General features: G+C 65.3%; 17 protein-coding genes and 1 pseudogene. 4 read left to right on the plus strand and 14 right to left on the minus strand.

Annotation, left to right across the window (positions count from 1 at the left end):
- Positions 1-120 precede the first annotated feature (120 nt).
- Positions 121-792: pseudogene (ftsE, locus tag OEX18_05530) on the minus strand (cell division ATP-binding protein FtsE).
- Positions 789-1,895 (minus strand): 4-hydroxythreonine-4-phosphate dehydrogenase PdxA, encoded by a 1,107-nt coding sequence (gene pdxA, locus OEX18_05535; protein ID MDH4336723.1) that lies wholly within the window; start codon positions 1,893-1,895, stop codon positions 789-791. Before pdxA ends, ftsE begins: the two are co-directional and overlap by 4 nt.
- 132 nt (positions 1,896-2,027) lie before the next feature.
- On the opposite strand from pdxA, the gene OEX18_05540 reads away from it, so the two are divergent.
- Entirely contained in the window at positions 2,028-3,047 is a 1,020-nt protein-coding gene (locus OEX18_05540; protein ID MDH4336724.1) for a hypothetical protein, read from the plus strand.
- Positions 3,048-3,051: 4 nt separating this feature from the next.
- Here OEX18_05540 and OEX18_05545 read toward each other — a convergent pair whose 3' ends face one another.
- From OEX18_05545 to OEX18_05575, 7 genes are all read right to left on the minus strand, one after another.
- Complete coding sequence (locus OEX18_05545) at positions 3,052-4,371, minus strand: peptidylprolyl isomerase (protein MDH4336725.1); 1,320 nt, start codon at positions 4,369-4,371, stop codon at positions 3,052-3,054.
- Positions 4,364-5,314 carry a peptidylprolyl isomerase gene (locus OEX18_05550; GenBank protein ID MDH4336726.1) on the minus strand — a complete coding sequence of 317 codons (951 nt, stop codon included), beginning with the start codon at positions 5,312-5,314 and terminating at the stop codon, positions 4,364-4,366. Before OEX18_05550 ends, OEX18_05545 begins: the two co-directional genes overlap by 8 nt.
- Positions 5,315-5,406: 92 nt before the next feature.
- A complete protein-coding gene (locus tag OEX18_05555; protein ID MDH4336727.1) occupies positions 5,407-7,143 on the minus strand; it encodes a peptidyl-prolyl cis-trans isomerase in 1,737 nt (578 codons plus the stop codon).
- A gap of 50 nt (positions 7,144-7,193) precedes the next feature.
- The gene (gene mfd, locus OEX18_05560; GenBank protein ID MDH4336728.1) at positions 7,194-10,814 is read right to left on the minus strand and encodes a transcription-repair coupling factor; all 3,621 of its coding nucleotides are present in this window, start codon (positions 10,812-10,814) and stop codon (positions 7,194-7,196) included.
- A complete protein-coding gene (locus OEX18_05565) occupies positions 10,811-12,082 on the minus strand; it encodes a serpin family protein (GenBank protein MDH4336729.1) in 1,272 nt (423 codons plus the stop codon). Before OEX18_05565 ends, mfd begins: the two co-directional genes overlap by 4 nt.
- Positions 12,083-12,086: 4 nt before the next feature.
- Complete coding sequence (locus OEX18_05570) at positions 12,087-14,171, minus strand: BatA domain-containing protein (protein ID MDH4336730.1); 2,085 nt, start codon at positions 14,169-14,171, stop codon at positions 12,087-12,089.
- Positions 14,172-15,083 carry a DUF58 domain-containing protein gene (locus tag OEX18_05575; protein ID MDH4336731.1) on the minus strand — a complete coding sequence of 304 codons (912 nt, stop codon included), beginning with the start codon at positions 15,081-15,083 and terminating at the stop codon, positions 14,172-14,174. It lies immediately after the preceding gene.
- A gap of 87 nt (positions 15,084-15,170) precedes the next feature.
- Between OEX18_05575 and OEX18_05580 the strand changes: the two genes are divergently transcribed.
- Positions 15,171-16,280: a hypothetical protein gene (locus OEX18_05580; GenBank protein MDH4336732.1), complete on the plus strand. Its 1,110-nt coding sequence runs from the start codon at positions 15,171-15,173 to the stop codon at positions 16,278-16,280.
- Here the strand turns inward: OEX18_05580 and OEX18_05585 are convergent.
- The 4 genes from OEX18_05585 to OEX18_05600 are packed head-to-tail and all read right to left on the minus strand — an operon-like array spanning position 16,277 to position 21,056.
- The gene (locus tag OEX18_05585; protein MDH4336733.1) at positions 16,277-17,464 is read right to left on the minus strand and encodes a glycosyltransferase; all 1,188 of its coding nucleotides are present in this window, start codon (positions 17,462-17,464) and stop codon (positions 16,277-16,279) included. The two genes, OEX18_05580 and OEX18_05585, sit on opposite strands and share 4 nt — an antisense overlap.
- On the minus strand, positions 17,461-17,925 hold the full coding sequence (locus OEX18_05590) for an N-acetyltransferase (protein MDH4336734.1): 465 nt from the start codon (positions 17,923-17,925) through the stop codon (positions 17,461-17,463). Before OEX18_05590 ends, OEX18_05585 begins: the two co-directional genes overlap by 4 nt.
- A gap of 40 nt (positions 17,926-17,965) precedes the next feature.
- Positions 17,966-20,029: a heparinase II/III family protein gene (locus tag OEX18_05595; GenBank protein MDH4336735.1), complete on the minus strand. Its 2,064-nt coding sequence runs from the start codon at positions 20,027-20,029 to the stop codon at positions 17,966-17,968.
- Positions 20,030-20,063: 34 nt separating this feature from the next.
- Complete coding sequence (locus OEX18_05600; protein MDH4336736.1) at positions 20,064-21,056, minus strand: MoxR family ATPase; 993 nt, start codon at positions 21,054-21,056, stop codon at positions 20,064-20,066.
- 163 nt (positions 21,057-21,219) lie between these two features.
- Between OEX18_05600 and OEX18_05605 the strand changes: the two genes are divergently transcribed.
- Both OEX18_05605 and OEX18_05610 read left to right on the plus strand, forming a co-directional pair.
- Positions 21,220-21,954: a hypothetical protein gene (locus tag OEX18_05605; GenBank protein ID MDH4336737.1), complete on the plus strand. Its 735-nt coding sequence runs from the start codon at positions 21,220-21,222 to the stop codon at positions 21,952-21,954.
- A complete protein-coding gene (locus tag OEX18_05610; protein ID MDH4336738.1) occupies positions 21,951-23,246 on the plus strand; it encodes a M64 family metallopeptidase in 1,296 nt (431 codons plus the stop codon). Before OEX18_05605 ends, OEX18_05610 begins: the two co-directional genes overlap by 4 nt.
- A 31-nt stretch (positions 23,247-23,277) precedes the next feature.
- Here the strand turns inward: OEX18_05610 and OEX18_05615 are convergent, their stop codons facing one another.
- Positions 23,278-23,673 carry a hypothetical protein gene (locus tag OEX18_05615; GenBank protein MDH4336739.1) on the minus strand — a complete coding sequence of 132 codons (396 nt, stop codon included), beginning with the start codon at positions 23,671-23,673 and terminating at the stop codon, positions 23,278-23,280.
- Positions 23,674-23,720 lie beyond the last annotated feature (47 nt).

The raw sequence follows: 23,720 nt of genomic DNA on the forward strand, positions 1-23,720 counted from the left end.
GATGCTCGCGCGCTGGCGTTTGATTTCGCGGTCGATGCGGCGCTGGCGGTCGCGGTCGCGGCGCACGGTTTCCAGCCGGTCGCTCAGGCTGCCGATGAAGTCGGTCTTGCGGTCCTCGAATACCTTGCCGTCGCGCAGATGGATGATGCGCTGGCCGAAGTTCTGCACGAAGGAATGGTCGTGCGTGGCCATGAGCACGGCGGTGCCCCCGCTGTTGATCTTGAAGAGCAGGCGCAGGATGTCCTCGGCCGAATCCGGGTCCAGGTTTCCGGTGGGTTCGTCTGCCAGCAGGATCACCGGGTGGTTGACCAGCGCGCGCGCGATGGCCACACGCTGGCGCTCGCCGCCGGAGAGCGTTTCCGGCATCTCCAGTCGCTTGTGGTACAGGCCCACCTCGTTCAACAGCCAGGTCACGCGGTGCTTGATGGCGTAGGGTGCGGCCCCCACGATGCGCATGCCGATGGCGATGTTCTCGTAGACGTTGCGGTCGTCGAGCAGCTTGTAGTCCTGGAAGATGATGCCCACCCGGCGGCGCAAAAACGGAATGTCGCCGCGCTTCATGCGCGTGGACACGAACGAGCCCACCACCACCTGTCCGCTGGTGGGATACTCGTCCATGTAGATCATGCGCAGCAGCGTGCTCTTGCCCGCGCCGCTGGGCCCCACCAGGAACACGAACTCCCCGTTGCCGACGGTGAAGTTCACGTCGTCGAGGGCGTTCTGCTCCCGGTACGTCTTCATCAGGTGATAGACACCGATGACGGATCGATCTTCGCGTTCCTGTTCGCTCATTTCTTCTTTCTGCGCGGGGTGGCCATCATGGTCTCCGCGAGCCGGTATGCTTCCAGCAGGGATTCCGATTCTGCGATACCCTTGCCCGCGATGTCATACGCGGTGCCGTGATCGACCGACGTGCGCGGCACCGGCAGTCCCACGGTGACGTTCACGCCGCGGCGCTGTGCCAGCATCTTGAACGGCACCAGCCCCTGGTCGTGGTACATCGCGATGTACGCGTCGTAGTACGACGCCACCGGCGGCCGCGTGCTCCAGCTACCGGTCCTGGCCGATCCCCGCCGCGGTGCCGCGGGCGCGCGCGCCGCCTCGGGTGCGGACTGGAACATCGAGTCCGCCGGGTGGGGACCGCTGACATCGAGCCCTGTCTTGCGCAGGCGCGCCACCAGCGGCGCGATCACGTCGCGATCCTCGGGACCGATGACGCCGTCCTCGCCCGCGTGGGGATTCAACCCCGCCACGGCAATCCGGGGCCGCGAAATCTTGAAGTCCCGCCGCAGGGCCTCCGCCGTGACCCGGATACAGATCTCGAGGCGGTCGGCGGTCACAAAACCCGCCACCCGCGAGACGGGGATGTGCCGGGTAAAGGGAACCACGCGCAAGTGACGCCGCACCATCATCATCTGGCAGTTGGGTGCATTCAAGTAGCGCGCCAACATCTCCGTGTGCCCGGGAAAGTCGAAGTGCCCTAAATTCAACGCTTTCTTGGAGATGGGCGGGGTGACGATGGCGCCGACTGAATGATTATTGGCCAGCTCGCACGCCAGCAGAATCGCGGCGCCCGCGTGTCGGCCGCCGGTTTCGCTGTCCCGGCCCAGGGGGGCCTGGCCGCGGACCCCGGTGTCGAGCAGGATCACCCGCGGCCGGCGGGACACGGGCCGGGACACGGCGAGCCGTTGCGCCTCACCGATGGACGTCACCACCGGCGGACGGAAGCGAAAGCGGCACGCCCACGGCTCGAACAGCTCCGGCGCCCCCAGGATGAGGGCGATGGAGCCGGCCGAACGGTAGCGGCCAAAGAGCCGGGCGACGATCTCGGGGCCGATCCCGGCGGGATCGCCCGAGGTGACGGCGACGAAAGGCCTGACGAAGGGCGTGGGCATGCGTCCAATCTAGCAGACGGGGCGCTTTTCCCCGAAGCGGGAATCGCCCCACAGGGGGCGAATCGCACGTATGGTCTTGCCGCCGCGGGCTGTGAATGACACAGTGGTGTACGCCTTCGAGGGGAGATGATGATGATCCGACTTTCGGCCGCTATCGCCGTTGCGCTCCTTGTCCAGTATGCACCGCCCGCCGGCGACACCCCGGAGGCCACCGGTGTGGACAAGATGGTGCAAGAGGCCGCCGCCGTGCGGCCGCTGGTGCAATCGTCCCTGGCGATGGAGTTCCTCGACGCCATCGCATGCCTGCCGCGCGTGGACACGCGCACTGTCTTCTACAACAAGCAGACACGCGACGCCCTGACCGTTGCGCAGGCACAGGCGCTGGCACAGGCGCAACTGGCGGGCTTCGAGGCAACTGAAATCCCGGAGGAGTTCTTCTACTACACGCGATACGGAACGCCGGTGGCGTTTGTGCGCCCGCTGGAGATCCTGGGGCGCGCGGGGGTCAAGAGTTCCGAAGGGCTCAAGGTCGTCGACTTCGGCTTTGGCACCATCGGCCAGTTGCGGGCGCTTGCTGCGGTCGGCGCGCACGCATCCGGTATCGAGGTGGACGCGCTGCTCCGTGCCATCTACTCGCAACCGGGCGACACCGGCGTGATCGAGCGCTGCAAGGTGGCGGGTGAGGGAAGCGACGGCAGCCTGGAACTCGTTTTCGGACAGTTTCCCGCCGACCTCGCCATCACCCGGCAGGTGGGCGATGGCTACGACGTGTTCATATCCAAGAACACCCTCAAGCGCGGCTACATCCACCCCGAGCGCGACGTCGATCCCGGCAAGCTCGTTCAGCTGCGTGTGGACGACGAGACCTTCGTGCGCGCCATGTACGACCTTCTCAAGCCGGGCGGGTTTGCACTCATCTACAACCTCGCACCCGCGCCCTCCAGGCCCGAGGAACCCTACAAGCACTGGGCGGACGGCCGCTCGCCGTGGCCGCGCGAACTGTACGAGCGCGTTGGCTTTGCGGTGGTCGCCTACGACACCGACGACAACGCGCAGGCGCGAGCCATGGGCAAGGCGCTGGGATGGGACGCCCAGATGAATCTGGAAACGGATTTGTTCGGGCTCTACACCCTGCTACGCAAGCCGCAGTGATGCGTCAGGTGCGGATCTCCACGTTGAATTTCTTGCGCAGTTCCTCGATGTACGCCTGGTAGGTATTACCGAAGCGGTCCTGCTCGTAGAGACGGGTGAGATCGTCGATGATCTCGGTGTACTTGTAGGGGCGCTCCTCTTCGCGTTCAATCAGCTCCACGATACGGAAGCCGGAAGACTCGCGCAGAACCGGGCTCACATCACCGGGCTTCATGTCGGCCAGCACGTCGCGGAAGAACTGCGGCAGTTCCGACACCTTCAGCCAGCCCAGATCACCGTACTTGTCCGCGGCAGGGTCCGTGTTGTAGCGCGCGGCCAGAGAGTCGAACACCGCGCCGGCGGTCAGTTCGTCGCGGATGGCGTTGGCCGACGCGAACACCACCTGGATGTCCTCGTCGCTGGGCGCTGAGCGCACCAGGATATGCCGGATCTGCACCTCACCGCTCTGCGGGCGTTTGTCGGTGACCTCGATGATGTGGTAGCCGTAGACGGTCAGCACCGGTTCGCTGATCTGCCCCGCGTCCATCGACTCGACGGCCTTCGCGAACGCGGGCTCGCGCAGGTCCTGCGGGCGCACCCAGCCCAGTTCACCGCCCAGCGCCGCGCTGGGGTCCTCCGATTCGGCCTTGGCCACTTCCGCAAAATCCTCGCCGTTGATGAGGCGCATGCGGATCGCGTTGGCCTTGTCCCGCGCCACCGCCACCGCCTTGGACGAAGACTCGAAACCCACAAAGATGGTCTTCAGATGAACCACCTCCGGGCGCTTCGGAATGTTTTCGATATTGCGCTCGTAGAACGCGCGCAGCTCTTCTTCGGTGACGTCGCCCTGCTGGCGTTTCATGTCCTTCTGCAACACGCGCTCCACCAGCATGCGGTTGCGTAGCTGAGTGCGGTAGAGCTTCTTGAGGTCCTCCAGGGTGAGCCCCTCCACCGCTAGCTGCCGCTCGAACTCCGCGTCACCGCCCAGCGCCTTGCGATTCTCCTCCAGCGTCTTGTTGACCTGCGCCTCCACGTCGGAGAAAGGAACGTCGATACCAAGCCGCGCGGCCTGTGCAATCACCAGCCGGTCGTCGATGAGGGTTTGCAGCGCTTCGTTGTAGAGCGCCTCGCGCTCCTCGGGCTTGATACTGGTGGTGCCGCGCTGAAACATGTATTGGCGCACGGCCGTCTCCACGTCGCTCTGAAAAATTGCCTCGTCGTCGACCAGCGCAACCACGCGGTCGATCAATTCCTGTTCCTGCGCGATTGCCGGGGCAACCACCAGCAACGAAACCGCCATGGCCGCAATCCAGACGGAAGCTGCACCACAAAACCACTTACTCATCGAGAACTCCCTGCGGGTCATCCGCATTGGACGTATCCGGTGGCGCCGCACGGCGGCGATCTTCGTCCGGCTCGGGCACGGCACGGGTGAAACCGGCCACCGGCGGCGGTGCTTCCGGTGTTTGCGCTTCGCGCATGGAATCCGCGGCTTCGATGGCGTACTGCAGGCCTGGGTCCACCACTTCGATGTTGGCCTGCGCCACCAGGGCCGCAATGAGACTGTCGTAGACGGCCACCCGCTTCTCCAGCAGGAGCTGACGCGATATTTCCGGCGCAACCGTCTCGAACGACGGTTCGTTGCTCATGGTGCGGACGTCTATCAACTTGATGATGTGGTAGCCGAACTCGGATTCGATCACGTCGCTCACCTCGCCGACGCGCATCTTGAACACCACCGATTCGAACTCCGGCAGCATGTTGCCCTTTGACAGGTACCCCAGGTCGCCGCCGGCGCCGGTGTGGCGATCCACCGACATCTTCCGCGCCACCCAGGAGAACGGCCGCGTGCGCACCATCTCCAGCGCCTCTTCCGCGTCTTCCAGCGTGTTGGTGAGAATGTGACTCACACGAAACTCCAGGGTGAACTCGTCCTGGTGCGCGCGGTAGTACGCCATCACTTCATCGCGCGAAACCACCGCGCGCGTCTTGAGAACCTGTTCCACCAGGTGGTCGGCCACCAGATCCTTTCGGTATTGCTCGATCTTGCGATCGATCTCCTCGGAGAGACCCATTCCATTGCGCGACGCCTCTTCGTAGAGCAGCTGCGTGGCCACCCAGCGGTCGAAGTAGGTCTTGCGCTCGTCGGCGGTGAGGGCGCCGGTTTCCTCGGTGGGAAGATACGCATCCAGGTCGACCCGGTACAGGGGGCGTCCGTTGACCCGCGCCACCACCGGGCCGGGGTCGGTGGCGATGCTGCCTACCTCGCGCCGCTCGCAGCCGGTCACGACCAGCCCTGCGACCACCAATACGATAGGGGGCGCGAGGCCCCCTATCGATCCAAACCATCTAACCAGGCCGTTCATCATCGGCGATGGACTCAACCGTGATCGTGTCCGGCGTGCGCGTCTGCGGGCTCAGCCGCCGAGCGCTCCGTGATCTGCGTCTTCTCGAGGTTCTTCTCGTTGATGACGACGCCGTACTCTTCCTTCCACTTGGCGAGGAGTTCCTCCAGGCGCTCGTCATTCTTGATCTCGCGCAGCGCCGCTTCGATGCGCGGCCGCACTTCCTGCAGCGTGAAGGTTCGCGCCTCGGTGCGCTCCAGCAGCTTCAAAACCATCCAGCCGCGTGCGGTCTGGAACGGTTCGGAGACGTCGCCCACCTTCTGCAGCGAGAAGCCCACCGCGTCGATCTCCGGCTGCTCGCCCTGGGAGAGTTCCTTGGTTTCACCCATGGACTCGCGCGTGTCCTCATCCACTGAGTACGCCAGCGCCACGGTGCGGAACGGCTTCCCTGACTTGATCTCCTTGTAGGCCTGCAGTGCGGTCTCGATGTCGCCGGTGAGGACCACGCCGAACTTGCGCTTCTCGGGTGTACGGAAGCGTTCGCTGTTGTCGTCGTAGTACGTCTGCACCTCGGCGGCGGTCACCACCACCTGCTTGTTGATCATGTCCTCATACAGGACGCCCACCATGAGCTGTTCCTTCTTGCCCTGCAGGACCAGCGCAACCTCGGGATCCTCTTCGATCTTCGACTTGCGCACCACGTCGGCTGAAATCTCGTTCATGATTCGCTCGGTCAGAAAGGAGCGGATGCCGCCGTAGCGGTACGCGCGGCGGGGCCGGGCGAAGAACGACGACTGGTCGTAGAAGTCCGAGAAGTCCTTGATGGTGATGGTCTTGCCCTGGTAGGCCACGATCGGCTTGTCGTAGTCAGCCGGGTCGAACATCAGCAGCGGGTAGATTTCCGCCGAGCGCGCGGGCGCGTCGTCGAACGAACGATCCGGCGGCAACGCGTTGAACACGATGGCGATGTTGTCGTAGTTCCACTGGACGCCGTAATCGTCGCGCAGTTTCTCCGTGAACTCGTTCAGCGCCACCGCTTCCATGATGCTGCGCAGCCGCTTGGTGAGATCTTCCTTTATGTCTTCGTAGGGCTCCTTGCGCGCCGGGTCGGAGCGCTTGAGCACCTTGACGATCACCCATCCGTGCGTCGTGTAGACCGGCTCGGTGTAGCCGCCGACCGGGAGCCGGAACAGCGGCGTCTGCAACTCAGGGATCAGTCCACCGAAGGTTGCCGTAACCACCTTGCCGCCGTCGGGCGCATCGTCGCTCTTCGAGTAGGTGCGGCAGGCGGTTTCGAAGTCCATGCCATCCTGCAGGGCGGCGTACGCTTCCTCCGCCTGCTGCTCGGTGTCGGCAAGGATCTGCTTGACCGACAGGCTCACGCCCATGTTGTCGTAGTACTCCTTGACCTCCGCGTCGGTGACCTTGACGTCATCGGCCACCATCTTCTTGAGGTAGGCGATATTCAGCGTCACGCGCTTGAACTGCTCCATCCCCATGGCGACGTTGGGATCCTTGTCATAGCCTAGCTCGTCCGCCTTGGCGGCCATGATCTCCTTGTTCAGCATCGTCTGGAGAAACTCTTTTTTGCCCTCGAAACCCGTGGCCGTGGGCAGGTACTGGGGATCCACGGCGGCGTAGGCGGTCTCGAACTCGCCCACCGTGATGGAGCGATCCTTGAATTCCGCGATCTTCAAATCCTCGCGCTTGGAGCACCCGGTGACCGCAATCGACGCGATCAGGCCGAGGCCAAGCAAAGATGCAACCCTCATCGAACGAAACTCCTTTCCAACCGGTGGTGTCGGGCGGGGGGAAACTATCGCTAACGGCTTGGTAAGGTATTGATATTACTTGAGAAACGTGCCACTTGCAACAGGTTCTTCACCTCGTCGGGGAGCCGCGCGGGCGGCTGTCCGATGAGGCTCACGGCCAGCGTCTTACCGGCCTTAAACAATATCCGGCGCCCGAAAGTTTCCGAAAGTCTCGCGTAGGCCTCCGGAACGAGGGCTTTTCCGGGGGCAAACTCCAGGTTGGCTTCGCCGCGCGGGGGGGTGGCCCCGGCGCGTGCGCCCAGCCGGTGGCCGGGGTCGCGCAGCTGGGCCAGAACGATACCCAGGGACTGGGCTTCAAGCTTGATGGTGGCCAGGTCCAGCAGCGCCCGGGCCGGGGGCGGGATCTCCCCGAAGCGGTCGGCCAGCTCCGCCTCCATGGCCGGAACCTCGGCCGGGTCGCTCATGCGCGCGAACCGCTTGTAGAGGAACATGCGTTCGTCCGCGTCGGGGACGTAGCGGTCCGGGATGTAGCAACTGTAGGGCGCCTCCACCCGGCACGGCGGCGTTTCCTCGCGCTTCTCGCCGCGCAGCTGCTCCACCGTCTCCTTGAGCATCCTGCAGTACAGCTCGAAGCCCACCGCCGCCACGTGGCCGTGCTGTTCCACGCCCAGCACGTTGCCGGCGCCGCGGATCTCGAGGTCGCGCATTGCCAGACGGTAGCCGCTGCCCAGCTCCTCGAACTCTTCCATGGCCTGCAGCCGCTTGACCGCGGTGGGGGTAAGCGAAATCTGGCGCGGCACCAGGTAGTACGCGTACGCCTGGCGCTCGCCACGTCCCACGCGGCCGCGCAACTGGTAGAGCTGCGCCAGACCGAAGCGGTCCGCGCGGTTCACGATGAGCGTGTTGGCGTTGGGGAAGTCCAGCCCCGACTCGATGATCATGGTGGATACGAGCACGTCGTACTTGCGCGCCATGAAGTCGATGATCACGTCTTCCAGTTCGCCCTCGCCCATTTGCCCGTGCCCCACCCCGATGCGCACGCCGGGGAGCAGGCGTTCCAGGAACGCCTTCATGGAGAGAATGGACTGCACGCGATTGTGCACGAAGAACACCTGCCCGTCGCGGCCGATCTCCTCGGAGATGGCGCGCGCGATGAGTTCTTCGTCGAAGGACGTCACCTCGGTCTTCACCGGGTGACGGTTGCGCGGCGGCGTTTCAATGAGCGAGATCTTGCGTAGCCCCGAGAGCGACATGTAGAGCGTGCGCGGAATGGGGGTGGCGGTGAGGGTCACCACGTGCACGTTCTGTGCGATTTGCTTGAGGCGCTCCTTGTGCTTGACGCCGAAGCGGTGCTCCTCGTCCACGATGAGCAGACCGAGATCCTTGAACGCAACGTCCTTCGAGAGCAACCGGTGCGTGCCCACCACCAGGTCGACGGTCCCCTCGCGTAGTCCCGCCACCACCTTCTTCTGTTCGGCGGCGGAGATGAAGCGCGACAGCGTGGCAATGCGCACCGGGAATGCCTTCATGCGCTCACTGAAGGTGCGATGGTGCTGGAAGGCGAGCAGCGTGGTGGGCACCAGCACCGCCACCTGCTTGCCCTCGTTGATCGCCTTGAACGCCGCGCGAATGGCCACCTCGGTCTTTCCAAAACCCACGTCGCCGCAGATGAGACGGTCGGTGGGCTGGTCGCTCTCCAGGTCGTCCTTGATCTCGCGCGTCACCGTGATCTGGTCCGGCGTCTCCTCGTAGGGGAAAGACGCCTCCAGCTCGCGCTGCCATTGCGAATCCGGCCCGAAGGCGTGCGCCTTTGCGATTTCGCGCCGCGCGTACACCTGCAGGAGGTCGCGCGCGATGTCCTCGATGGCCTTGCGCGCCCGCTCCTTGGTGGCCTGCCAGCGGCTGCCGGAGAGCTTGTCGAGGCGCGGCTCCACACCCTCGCGCCCGAGGTACTTCTCCACCAGGTGCATCTGGTCGAGCGGCACGAAGATGCGGTCGCCGCCGTCGAAGCGAATGGCCAGGCACTCGGTGGTGTCGCCGTTGGAGCCGATCTTTTCCAGGCCGATAAAGCGCCCCACACCGTAGTCCACGTGCACCACGTAGTCGCCCGAGCGCAGCGCGTCGGTGCGCAGCGCCGCCACGCGGCGTTTGGCGCGGCGCTTGCGCGGGCGCGCCAGCATGCGGTTGAAAATCTGGTGATCGGTGAGAATGGCAAGGCCCGCCTGCTCCCACACGAACCCGCTCGCAACCCATCCCACCGGAAGATGCACCAGCGATTCTTCCTCTTCGCCCAGCAGATCGGCGAGGCGGTCGCGCTGCGTGGGTGTTTCCGAGTAGATCATCACGTCGACATGCTTGGCGCGCATCGACCGGATCTGCTTGAACAGCGGCTCCAGCTTTCCCACCACACTGGGATGTTCGCTCACGAGAAACTTGAGCAGCGTCTCGTTCTCGCGTGGCGGCAGCAGCGCCGCGGTGGTGGGATCGGTGGCGGGCGCATCCGCCAGTGCCCAGTGAATCACCACGGGGGCCGCGTGGGCGCGCCCGTGATCCAGCGGGTGCACGTAGTCTTGCAGCGCGAGCGCGGGGAACTCGTCCTCGGGGCGGGTGGCCGCGCCCGCGAACTCGCGCGAGAGGTTGGCCGCCACACGGTTGACGCCCTCTCCATCCACGAACCACACCACCGGTGGTTCGGGGAAGAACTCCAGCAACGAACCGGTCATCCCCAGCGCGGGCGCGTAGCGGCGCCATACGTAGGACGAGCGCGAGTGCTCGGCCTCGTCGGCGATGCGTTCGATCAGGTCCCTCGGGAAATCGCGTTCAGCCAGGTAGGCCCGCAGGTCTGCGGCGGCGGCTTCGTCCAACGGTACGCTGGACGCGGGCAGGATGGTGCAGCTCTGCAGCGCCTGCACCGAGCGTTGTGTGTCGAGATCGAAGGATCGGATGGACGCCACCTCGTCGCCTTCGAGCTCGATGCGCGCCGGGTAGTCCCACGCCGGGTCGAACACGTCCACGATGGCCCCGCGCACCGCAAACTGCCCCGCCTCTTCCACCACCGACACCACGTCGTAGCCCATGGCCACCAGGTGTTCGCGCAGTTCCTCGAGGTCGATGGTGTCGCCCACGCCGAAGTGGCGCTGGTGCGCGGCCAGCGAGTGGCGCGTGATGGTCTTCTCCATGAAACCCAGCGTGCTGGTGACCACCACGTCCGCGCCACCGTTGAGAATGGTGAGCAGGCTCTCGTTGCGGTCGCCACCGGCGGCGAGGTTCTCGCGCAGTTCAAAGCGATGCGGTGCGAGCGCGCGCTCCGGAAAGCGCACCACGCGGCCGGATGAGAGGGTGCGGAAGTCGGACGCGGCGTCCTCGGCGGATTCGTCGTCGGGGTAGACCAGCAGGATGCTGCGGCCCAGCGACTGGCGTACGGCCTCGGCCAGGAACACGGGCGAAGAGCCCTTGAGGCCGGTGACGTGCACGCGCAGGCGCGATTCGAGTTTGTCGCCGTAGGTGCCGGCGGGCCGGTCGATGGCGCGGCCGGAATCGGTGGTGGCGATTTCGCGCGCAGCGCGGGCGGCCTCGTCGATGGCGGCGCGCAGCGAACGCGCCCCGGGCAGCGCCGCGATCTTCTGCAACAGCGGATTGGATTCGCCCGACTCTGAAGATACCAGTGTCACGACTTCGAACGGGGATCGACCACGCGCCCCAGGAACAGGCACGCGCCGCTCGCGCGGTGCTGGATGGCAAACAGGAACGGGTGGTCCACGTTGACTTCGATCAGGTCCACGGGGCGGCCGATATTGGTGACCTGTACCATCGCCACCGCCGTCGCGGCAGCGGCCTCCGTGCCTTTCTCGTCAAGATCGAGGAACGTCTTGTGAAACGCGTCCGATATCGCCAGGTAGTCATCCGGGCGGCGCGGCGCCATCCGGTCGAAGTTCGCCGATTCCTCGGGAATGTCGAACGCCGTCTGCATCCCCAGCCCGATCATTGCCTTCTTGAGACTCATGGACGGCGGTTCAATGTGCAGCCGCGGCATGCGCAGACGCACCTGCTTGTTTCCGGTCTGCGCCGCATCGGTCAGCAGTTGCGGCGTGATGGTCTTCTCCAGCGACGCGAGGCCGTCCCGGTCGTCCGGCAGCAGGATGAGCAGCTGGAGCTCGCCGCCCCGGTAGGGAAGGACCACCGCACAGAACCCGTCGTGCGCCTGGTACCCGTACGACCCCGTGTGCTCCATCGTGGGTACGTCGACGTTCTGGCCCGCACCCGTGTAGAACCCGCGTGCCTGCGTCAGCGTGGAATCGAAGGGAACGTTCCAGGGCGCGTTCATGTAGATGGCATTCACCAGCACGAGCCGCGTGTCACGGTTGAGCGCGCCGCCGGGTATGAGGTCCTTGATGCGCTCGCGCGTCTGCTCCTCCACCCACGCGTTGATCCGGATGCGCTCGCCATCTGCGTTCGTTACGAAGTCCGCCGGATCGAACGGCGCCTGGTAGGTGTCGGCCAGAAGCTCGAGGAACGACTGGCGGAAGTCGTAACCCTGCTGGCCGAAGAGGCGGTTGGCGGTGGTCAGAACGATGGGGTCGCCATTGGCCTTGTCCTGCGCAGCAGCTTCGGCGCTGCGTTGCGCGATGTCGGCGAGGTCGGCTGTCAACGCAGCAAAGGAGTCGTGTATGTCGTTCCCGGGGTAGTGCAGAACGCGCGCCATCTCGTCACGGGTGACACCGTCCGCGCCGGCCCACGTCATCGCGAATGCCATCTGAATTGAGTACGGCGACAGCAGGGCGTTGTCGGTCGCCTCCGTTCCGCGCGAGAGGATGTCGACGCCCAACGCATTGATGGCGTTGGCTGCAACGGTGGCGGGATTGTCGCCACCGCCGTGCGCCTGCGTCGAACCGCTCGCGATACCTGCCAGTATCATGACCACCAGTGGTTTCAAGTGCATGCGATCACGCCTTCCTTCCCAGCACCGACTCGGCGGCCAGTGCCGCGATTGCGAACAACACGAACATGGCGTAGATCTCGCGGCCCTCGCGCGCCTCGCGCAGGTCGTCGCGGAATCCGGCGCCCGCCTCCACCACGCTCACACCCCTGGGCCGCTTGCCGGACAGGCTCGACACGGTGAGGTTGGACTCCTCCGTGTCCACGTTGACGGCGGTTTCGGCCACGCGCGTGGTATCGCGGTAGAGCCGGTAGAAGCCGGGATCGAGGGGGCGTTCGTAGGCCACCACCACGTCGCCGCCGCTGCGCCCGCCCACCACCGGCTTGAGCGTGGCGTCGGCAGGATCGCGGATGACGAGTTGCGACTCGTCGAGTCCGGTGGTGGAGACTTCGAAGGAGATGGGTTTGCCCACCAGGTGCTCTTCGCCGCCGGTGGCGTCGCTGGATCCGGCCAGGTACGACACCGACGTGTGCACCAGCGGGAGGAACATGGGCGAGAGCGGCAGGTCGCCGGTCTCGAGATCCGCGCCGGGCGCGATCACCAGCACACGCCCCGCACCACGCGACGTTTCCCAGATGGCGGGATCGCCGCCACCCACGTACGCCAGCACCGAGTCCGGTGCCACACCGCGCGCCGCCACGTACGAGCGCACGCGCGCGCGGGAGAGAAGCTGCAGTTCTTCTGCGGTGAACAATGAAAACACCGGGTGCGCCTTCTCGAACGAGGTGAACGCGGGGCGCGAGTCCACCGCTTTGTCGGTGAAGGCACGCGCGCCCACCAGCGCGCGAAACGCCGCGTCGTCGCGCAGCGCCGTACTCACATTGCCAAGGAACACCAGCAGGCCGCCACCGCGCCGCACGTGGCGCTCCAGCAGCACCATGCGCCGCGGCTCCATGGCCTGCGGATCCACCCACACCACCACGCCGGCGGCGGGAAGCGCGTTGGCGGTGAGTTCGCGCTCGTCGATGGAACGCACCGTGAACTCGCCCTCGAGGGTGCCGCGCGGGTTGAGCGCCTTCTCCACGTAGAACACGCCGGGTGTTCCCGCGCCGCCGTCGGCGCCGGTCATGCGGCGCCGGCCCGCGAGCACCGTCACCGGGATGCTGTTGGACACTTCCACCAGGAAGAAGCGGTCGTCGTCCACCGGCAGCCGGTCGCGGTTCTTGGCCACCCGGCCGTGATAGCGTCCCGACTTGCCCACCGACAGCGGAAAGGTGATGGTCTGCGACGCCATCGGCGCCAGTTCCACCACCTGCTCCGCCTTGCGGTCGCCGTCCAGGGCGATCTCCAGCGGCACGCTGGCGCTGGCGCGGCGCGAGTGGTTGCTGGCGGTCACCGACACGCGCACCACCTCGCCGGGGCGCAACAGCTTGCGCGGCACGCCGACGCGATCGATGCTCACGTTGTCGGCATCGCCGGATGCGGCGGGCACGAAGTACAGACGCACGTTGTCGGGGATGGCGGCTTCGTCGACCAGTGCGGAGTCCTCGCTGGCGCGAAAGTCGGACACCACGTAGATCTCGCCGCCGTCCACGTCGCTCGCCTCGATGAGCGCGAGCGCGCGTTGGATGGCGGGGCGGATGGCGGTGGTTTCGCGGGTGAGCACGGAGCGGTCGATGGCCGCCTTGACCACGCTCTTGTTGCGGGTGCCGCGCTCCAGCGCGGGCTCGGCGCGGTCGGCAAAGACGATGAGGTTCACCGCGTCGCCCGCACCGGCTTCGTCCACGATGGTCTTGGCGGCGCGGCGCGCGGCGTCGAACACGGTGCCGGTTTCTTCCTCCAGGCCCATGCTGTAGCTGGCGTCCAGGCACACCACCACGTTCTTGGGCACGGAACCACTGAAGAGAAAGCCGCTGCGCAGCGTGGGCCGCGCGAAGGCAAACACGAGGGCGAGGATGGCGAGAGTGCGCAGCAGCAGCACCAGCAGACGCCGCAGGTTGATGCGACGCATGCGCTGCCGGTTGACCTCCTCCAGAAACTCCAGCGAGGAAATCTTGACGCGCTTGACGCGGCGGCGGTTGAGCAGGTGAATGATCACCGGCACCGCGGCCGCTACCAGGCCGATCAGAAACGCCGCATTGAGAAAACCCATCTACCCCATCCGCTCGCGCTTGCCCAGGAACGCCGTGAGCGCCTTGTCGAAGGGTGTGTCGGTGCGCAGCAGGTGGTACTCGATGGCGTGGTTGCGGCAGCCGCGCTCGAGCTTGTCGATCCACGCGCGGACGTCGCTCTTGAACTGGTCGCGCAAGAACGCGGGCTCCACGCGCAGCTTGCGCCCGGTCTCCATGTCCTCGAACTCCACCGACTCGCGGTAGTCCATGTCCATCTCGCGCGGGTCGAGCACGTGGAACACGATGACTTCGTGCTGGCGATGGCGGAAGTGCTTCAGCCCCATGAGCACCTTCTCGGGGTCGTCCATGAGATCTGAGATGAGGATCACGAGTCCGCGCCGGCGCATGCGCTCCGCCATTTCGTGCAGCGCGGGGCTGATGGACGTCTTCTCTCCCGGCGCAATGCCGTCCAGGGTGTGCAGCATGTGGAACAGCTGCTTGCGCACCGAGCGGTGCGGCATGAGCTCGCGCACCTTGTCGTCGAACAGGCACAGCCCCACCGCGTCCTGCTGGCGGATCATGAGGTAGGCCAGGCTCGCCGCCAGCATGCCCCCATACGTCAGTTTGGTTACCCCGCCCTCGGGGAATCCCATCGACCCGCTCTTGTCGAGCAGGATGTTGGCGATGAGGTTGGTTTCCTCTTCGAACACCTTGACGTAGGTGCGGTCGGTCTTGCCGAACACCTTCCAGTCCACCGTCTTGATGTTGTCGCCGGGCATGTAGGGGCGGTACTCGGCGAACTCCACCGAGAAACCGTGGTAGGGGCTGCGGTGCAATCCCGCAATGTATCCCTCCACGATGAGCCGCGCCTTGAGCTCCATGTTCTGGAGCTTTCCGACCACGGCCGGGTCGAGGTAGCGGGAGACCTGTTGCTTGTCTCGCAGGTAAGCCATGGGTGCTCAATCTACCGGGTTGCGGCGTCCACGGCAAGGACCCCGGGGGGGCTACCATCTTGCCGGCGGGCAGGGTACAATTATGGGATGCTTCCCCGCAGTTTGGCCCGCTGGGGCGCCACATTCTCCATGCTGGTGCTGGCCGCCCCCCTGTCCGCGCAGACCCCCATGGAGCCTGCCCCCCAGGGCTATTTCTACAAGGGCCTCGGCTACGGCTCTGACGCCGCTTTCAACCCGGCGAGCGAGATCATCAACGGCGCCTTCGGGATCATGCAGATTTCCAGCAACTGGGTGCCGCTTGACGACGTGGACTGGAGCCAGGGCTTCCGGGTTACCTGGGAAAGCATCTCGAACCCCGGCCGCACCATCGACGCCTACGGGCGCGAAGACTTCCTCAAGGACGAAATGCTCCCCGCGCGGCTCGACTGGAGCAGCCTGCAATGGGTGCCCAATTATACGCTGCACATGATCGGAGGTGGCGCGCGAAACCGCGCTTTCACGGAGTGGTACCACGCGCGCGGCTTCGCCGCGCCGGCGGTGTGGGCCTTCGGCACCACCATGGCGCACGCCTTCGCGGTGGAGGCGGTGGAGCACTACAACGCCACCCGCCCCACCGTGGACCCCGTGGCCGACATGCTCTTCTTCGACCCGGTGGGTGCGCTGCTCTTTTCCAACGATGGGATCGCGCGTTTCTTCTCGCAAACGCTCAACATGTCCATCTGGTCCGGGCAGCCGGTGTACAACCCGGCGGTCAACACCTTCGAGAACGCCGGCGAAAACTACGGCCTGCACTACTTCTTCCGCGACACCCACCGCGTGGGCGTGTTTGCGTACATGGGGATGAGCCACCTGTTCGGCGTCACCGTGCGCGGCGGTGACCTGTTCGACTGGTCCGTCGGGCTGGGCGGCGCGGTGGACGAACTGAACGCTCAGGACGACCGCTACCAGACGTCGTCGCTGGTGGCGCGCGTCAAGCTGGACGGTGGCGTGTTCCTGCACCGCCACGGCTCGCTGCTCGCCTCCATGCAGATGTCGCAGGCGTGGTCGCAGACGTTCCGGCTGACGGTGTATCCGGGGGTTTTCTCGCCGGGGGGGCTTGCGACCGGGTTCTACACCGGGGTGCGCGGCGACGACATGATCGTGGGGATTTCTTTTGCCCGCCTGCCGGTGGGTCTCGCCTTTTCGCAGACGCGCTAAGCGCTCTTTGCAGCCAGCAGATTCCGGTACACGTCGAGTGTCGCGCGTGCCACCACGTGGCGGTCGAAGCGGCGCAGCGCACCCTGCTGTGCGGCGTGCGCATACACCGCACCGGTCTCCGGGTGGGCGAGCAGTTCGGTGACCGCGTGGGCGTACTCACCGATGCCGGCGTTCACGATGCAACCCGTCTCGCCGTCGTCGATGATCTCGCGGTGCGCGGGAATGTCGGAGCACACGATGGGCTTGCCCGCCGCGCACGCCTCGATGAGGAACATGGGCAGCGATTCGCCAGCCTCCGAGGTGTCAATGACCACGTCGGACGCGGCCAGGTACGCCAGCGGGTCGCGCTGCATGCCCAGGAAGTGGATGTGCCCCGGCGCCTCCTCGCGCACCGCCACGCGGCGTACCTCGTCCAGGTCCGGTCCTTCACCCACGACGAGCCCGTGCACCTCGCGGTCCGCCTCGCGGCGCGCCACCTCGGCCACGATGCGCACGAAGTTGTCGAAACGCCGCGATGCCAGCACCCGCCCCGACATCATCAGTACGCGCGCACCCTCGGGGATGCCGAGATCGCGCAGTGTCGGCCCGCGTTCCGCGGATGCCGCCCGGGTGGCGATGGCGTCCACGTCCACAAACCCGGGAATCAACGAAATCTGCTCCGGCCTGATGCCCAGCGATTCCAGATCCAGCTGCTTGTCACGGTTGATGGCAATGAAACGGTCCGCGCAACGGCGCATGACCGCACCCGACACGCGTCGTGGTGCGCGGCGGAATATGCGCGAATGGTGGGTGAGCACGCGAACCGGACGCAGGTGACTCGCCCGGGCGGCGAGTGCGGCGAGCATCGCGCTGGACGCGCCCTGGGCGTGAACGACGTCGAACTTGTGGTGCTTGATATAAAGGAGCAGCTCGTGGGTGACGCGGCTGGGCGCACCGTGCGGGTTGTCGGTGGGCAGGTAGCGCACGCGCGCGTCGAGGTCGCCGCGCAGCGCGCCGTCCGCGCTGGCCAGGAACACCTCGATGCCCTCGCCGGCCAGAGCATTGGCCAAAGAAACCGTCATGACCTCGGCAGCGCCCACGCGCAGCGAACTGGCGGCGATGAGAACGCGGCCGGGCCTCGCGGCCCCCGGGGGCGCTTCCGTCGCCGCGGTGGCGGGGGTTGACGATATCAGATCGGGGTTCACAGTTTTCGGATCAACCGCGCCGGATTGCCGGCATAGATGCCGGGCTGGGTGATGTCCCTGGTGACCACCGCGCCCGCCCCCACCACCACGTTGTCACAGATGGAAACGGGCAGAATGGTGGCGTTGGTGCCGATGGATACCTTGTTGCCAATCCTGGTCGGCTTCCACAGGTGGTCCTGTCCGTAGGCGGGCCCGCCGATCTGGAACATATCGTTGATGAACATGGCGCCGTGCGAGATGAAGCAGTCGTCGCCGATGGTTACCAATTCGCACACGAAGGCGTGCGACTGCACGCGGGTGCGCTTGCCGATGGTGACCTGCTTCTGGATTTCCACGAAGGGCCCGATAAAGGCGCCGTCGCCGATGGCGCAGCCGTAGAGGTTGCACGGCTCGACGATGGTAACCCCCTCGCCGAAGGTGACATTGACCAGTCCCGACTGGAACTTGCGTGGTTCAGCCATGGCGCGATTATACACGTCCCGGCGCCCGGGAACCAGCGCGTCAGTCGCGTCGCACCGTGGGGCGCCAGGCGTTCATGGGGACGGTGATGAGGTACGATTCCTGCGGGTCCACCTGCACGCGCAGCTCCACCCGCTCCGGACGGCTCGATATCACCGTGGCGTTGATTGCGGGCACGGCACCCCGTCCGGGGACCAGGAGCCAGGTGAAGGTGGTGGTGCCGGGAAGCTCCGCGGTGTAAACCGCCGTGGGCGACGGCTGCTTCTCGCTGTAGTAGCCGCTGTACCACCCCTGGACCGACGGGCGTTCCTGGCCTTTGACGACATTCACCTTCCAGCGCATCCCGCCCACCGGCACCACGCGCAGGTTGCCCTTGCCGGGGTCGGCGGTGACCACCGAGCGGTCGTCCACCACCAGCGAACAGTCGGGCGCGAAGTGCCACAGCGCCTCGATGTCGCGCGGCCGGTCGGTCTCGATGCGATCCGCCACCACCCAGAAACGGTCGCGCACGTAGATGACCGTGCGCGTGTGGATGGCCTGGCCGCTGACCCCCGCGTATCCGCCGGAGTAGATGCCGCGCGCGAAGTCCCAGTCAGGCGTGGTGCCGTAGTTGGATACGTTCAGCGGCACGCTGGCGCGTTCGCTGTACGCCTTCTGGCCCCCACCGTCGATACGAATGACGTTGTGCGCGCGGGAACCGGTGAAGTAGTCGCGCCACTTGCCGCGCTCGTAGTTGTAGCGCCCCGCGTCCACCAGTAGTGCGCGCCCGTAGGCATCCACCGAGACGTGCAGCATGTCGCGGTGCTGGTGGTTGGTGCCGTAGGGGCCGATGTCGAAGAAGGACCAATGCGCGTCGCGCCGCCAGCTGGAGCGCATCACCGCGTGACCCGCCCACGGGAACGTCACCGACTGGCCGGCGGCGGGTTCGGTGCCGGACGTGCCGTTGGTGACACACCAGGTCCAGTCCGGGCGATCGTGTACGCGCGCCGCGTTGAGTAGCTTCTCACCGATGTTGCGGCGGTCGCAGTCGTTGTTCTCCGGCGTGGTACCGTCGGGACGCAGGGTGAGTGCCAGGTAGTTCCACATCTCCTCCACGCCGTGCCTCAGCGAGTCAGGAACGTCGTAGCCAAACTCCCGGAATACGCCGATGAACTTCTCGAAGTGCTCGGTGGTGATGCGGTGGTAGATGGCGGTGAGTTCCACATCCGCGCCATCGGGGTAGACCTGGTTCGACATCTCTTCGCCCATGCGCTCCAACGCGAACGCGCGCCATCCGGGCGAGTCGTCGAACTCGGGCCACGCGGTGGCAATGGTGGCGAGTCCCTCCAGTTCGGAAATTGTCCAGTTGAACGCGTCATGCCGGTGGAACACCAGCAGGTACTGCGCGTGGTGGAACAGGCTGGAGAGCATGAGCAGGCGCGTGGAGGGCGAAAACTCGTCGCACTGCTGCAGTCCGTAGAAGGTGAACATCCATGCGCGCGCGCGCGCGGACGTGGTGAGCCCGCGCCAGTGACCGGTCCTGGTCATTCGCGACGGCATGGGATTGTTGAGGATCCAGTCGCGCGTATCGGTGTCGACACGCTCCACGTACTCGACGCGGCCGGTCTTGTAGTAGGCGGCGCACAGAAGGTTGAACCAGTAGAGGTCGTTGAGCGACCATCCCCATTCAGGATCGTTGCGGGGACCGTCGTACGACCAGTCGATGCCGCCCGAGCGCGTGCGCCGCAATGTTCCGCGCTGGTTGTAGAAGGTAAAGTCGTCCTGGAGCATCGCATCGGCGCGCGCGTCGCTGCGCTCGCTCACCGGCACCGCGGGGTGGCGCAACCAGCCTGCGGTGGGCGCGGTGCGGTAGTAGGCGAGAAGCGCGTAGCAGGCGGCGATATAGTCGTCGGCAACCACCGCGCGGCGCACGGCTTCGAGCCCGGGGCGGGTGAGATTGAGGGTGTCGAACAGGGCGCGGACGCGCTCCGGCTGGTTGGCCAGCACCCACTCGACGGTGCGCGGGTCGTCCTCGGGCGCCTGGCAACGCGCTGCACCCGCGGCGGCGAGGACAGCGATCGCCGCGACTATCGAAGCCAGCGCGGCGGCGAGACCACGTGCGCGCACGAATGGGCGGCGGCAAAAAGCCATCGATGGGGCGCTACTCGCTGACACCTTCCAGCAACATGTCGATGATGTTGTCGGTGGAAACGCCATCTGCGTCTGCATTGAAGTTGGTGACCACGCGGTGCCGAAGCACCGGGTGCGCGATGGCGCGCACGTCCTCCACGCTGGGAATGGGCCGGCCGTTCATGACGGCGCGCACCTTGGCGCCCAGGATGAGATTCTGTCCCGCGCGCGGGCCCGCGCCCCACGACACGTATTGCTGCACCTGCGGCACGGTGTCGTCGCGCGTGGCGCGCACCAGGCGGATGGCGTACTTGAGCACGTGCGAATCCACCGGAACCGTGCGCACCAGTGCCTGCGTGCGCAGGATGTCGTCCGCGTGCAGCACGATGGACGGCTTTTCACCCGACGGCGATGTGGTGGATTCCACAATCTGGATTTCCTCCGCCTCGCTCGGATAGTCCACGCGGATGTTGAACATGAAGCGGTCCAGCTGCGCTTCCGGCAGCGGATACGTTCCCTCCTGCTCGATGGGATTCTGGGTGGCAAGCACGAAGAAGGGCAGATCCAGCGAAAAGGTCTCGCCGCCCGCGGTGACCTTCTTTTCCTGCATGGCCTGCAGCAGTGCGGCCTGCGTCTTGGGCGGCGTGCGGTTGATCTCGTCGGCGAGAATCACGTTGCCGAAGATGGGGCCCTTGATGAACCGGAAGGAACGCTTGCGCGACGCGGCGTCTTCTTCGAGGATCTCGGTGCCGGTGATGTCGCTGGGCATGAGATCGGGCGTGAACTGGATGCGCGAGAACCTGAGGTCCAGCGCTTCGGCCACGGTGGATATAAGGAGGGTCTTGGCCAGGCCGGGCACACCCACCAGCAGGCAGTGCCCGCCCGCGAAGAGCGCGATGAGCAGCTCTTCGATCACCTGGTCCTGCCCCACGATGACCTTGCCGATTTCGTTGCGCAGGCGGCTGCAGGCGTCGTTGAACTTCCTGACGTCATCCATGGTTGCGGCGTTCGGCGTCTGACTCATCGAAAGATCCTTCCTTTTCAGTCCGGCATGGCCGCGCCAGGAAGCCCAGCCACCGGGAGAATGTATCAGATGGGGCGCTCCGGCGCACCATCCTTCGGGTATCTTGACCAGCGCGATCCGAGCAAGTAGTCTTCAATCAACCAACTACACAGGGAGGCCGGCCATGCGCGCTCGAGTCGTTTCCCTGGTCACGGATCCGCCCGCGATTGCAGTGCTCTTCATCCTCGCCCTTGCATCGTGCAGCCGGTCCGGTTCTGTCACCATTCTTCCCGAAAATCCGCGCCCCGGAGAGGTGGTGATCGTCGAGTTGCCCCGCAACTGCGACGCCAGCCAGATCCGGATGACCCTTGACGACAAGCCAGCCAAGATCGTGGAAGCCATTGACTCCCGCCACGTGGGGGTAATCATCCCCTCGCTCGAGCCGGGAACTCACACCCTGTCGATCCTTGCCGGCGACCGCACCGTCGCCACATCGGCGCTCGAAACACGGGAGGCAATGACCCGCGCGTTGAATATTGTTCTCGACGAGGGCGGCGCCCACCTGGCCAGCGCGGGGCTCTCCGCCGAATCGTGGTCGGGCCACGCGCCTGTCGGGGGAAAGCGCATCGCGGTGGACCTTGTTGCAACGGACGGGAGCATCCTGTTCTCAACCACCCTCATAGACGTCTCCGCGTCGCTCCCGGAAATCATCGCGCCCGCGGGCGCGGAGGCCCTGTCGTTTCGCCGGGGGCGAGTACCCGACACTGCGGTACTCATTGCTTATGTCCCCAACCTCCAAGAGACGAACACCATCCGCGTGTATCGGGTTCCCCGCAGGATTGACGCCACGCAGGGGGAGAGTCGTAAGGCGATGACGCTGCTGGGCGAATTCCCCGCCCACGAAGAGGTGAAGCCATGAAACGATCCCTCGTTGTGCTTGGCCTGATTGCGTGGCTCGCTGGATCCGGTGGGGCAAACGCCGATACAGAGATGAGGGGCGGGCACAGCTTCCTGGTCCAGCCCGATGGCTCCCTGTATCGGCTCGTCCTGGGAACCGGTGCTAGCTCGCGGATTGACCTCGTGTTCGTCGCGGATGGATTCCAGGAGAGCGAACTGGGCTACTTCGCCGACGTTATCAAGCAAATGATCACCGAGTTGCTGGAGATCAAACCCTACTCGGATTACAAGTGCGCATTCAACTTCTGGGCTGTTGATATGATATCGCCGTCGTCCGCCAGTTCGCTGGGATGCGTGGCGACGGGAGACACCGCTGCGGTCGACTGCAATCTCACGGACGTTCGGGATGTTCCGTCGTTGGTGGGAGCGCCAGCGGACATCGTCTACGTGGTAATCAACGACGACGTCAACTACCTTGCAACCGCGTATCCGGAATCGAAGGTCATCATTTCGTCGACGAAGTACCCGTATGGAGTCATACCAGCCCACGAGATCGGACACATAATTGCAAATCTTGCGGATGAGTACATGTGCAGGAATTGTGAAGACGACTTGGATCGCACCTATCCCCTCGCCACCGAGGGCGAACCCGAGAACCCCAACCTGACCACGGAGTATGAGCGGGACAAGCTTCCCTGGACATCAATGACCAACGCCCGCACCTATCCAACCCTGTACACGCAGGAGTGCAACGGATACCGCATTGGCGCCTGGGAAGGTGGTGGCTACTACGCGCACGGCATCTACCGGCCATCCGGGTACTGCCTCATGGACTACGTGCTGTGTCCGGGCAACGACCCGTTCTGCGCGGTGTGCGAAGACGCCGTTCGGAAGGCCCTGCTGGGGATATGCTATTCCATCGAAGATTTCGTCTCCGTCCTTACCTTCGACTCGTCACTCGACGACCTTATGCGCTTCATGTGGCTCATGGAATCGCTGGTGCGTGCGCCGATTCCGCGGTGCATCATATGCGATCCTGAGTTCCACCGGCCCGACGATGCGATTCTGCGCATCCGCAGCAACGCAGGTCCCGGCGCGCGCGTGGTGATCGTGGATTCGGAGATGCACGAAATCATGCGGGGTGGGCCGCCGGTAAATGGTGTCATCGAGGTCGCATTCCCAGCCGAGCGATTGCGCAGCTATACAATGCTGTTCTACAGCGGCGCCCCAACTTCGAGCGAACTCAAGTTAGAGTGCCAGCTTACGAGAAACGGGCGCGAGCAACCTCTCTCCGGCACGGGCGGCGGGCGCTGATCGCGCCCGCCGCTCCGCCGGTCGAAAAGCATCAGGGTTCAGGTTCAACGACAACCGGAGGGCCCGGCCCCCCCTCTTCTTTGCCCTCGCCGGTCTCAAGGCAGAAGAACTTCCACTCGTATGGTCCAGCGGGAAGCCGCCCGATCTTCCTGCTAACGCGCTCACCGGGTGCCAGCCGGATGGTGGCCGATCCGCTCAGGAGCTTGTGATGGCTCACCCGTATGACCACGGTGCCATGGCTCTCGTTGCACCACTCAATCATGCTTCCCCGCTTGATGTGGATATTGCCGTCCGCCGTCTTGGGAGCAACAACCTGGCAATCATCCGTGATGCATATGACGACGCCACCCGTGGGGAGACAACCACCCACCGCGAACACCCCCCCGAGCGCGAGTAGCAGTATGGTTTGAAGAATTTTCCTGCGCATGAAACAACCTCCTGAGGTTCGGAACAACACACGGACAGCTTAAAACT

The organism is Candidatus Krumholzibacteriia bacterium (assembly GCA_029865265.1).
Classification (GTDB): Bacteria; Krumholzibacteriota; Krumholzibacteriia; order WVZY01; family JAKEHA01; genus JAKEHA01.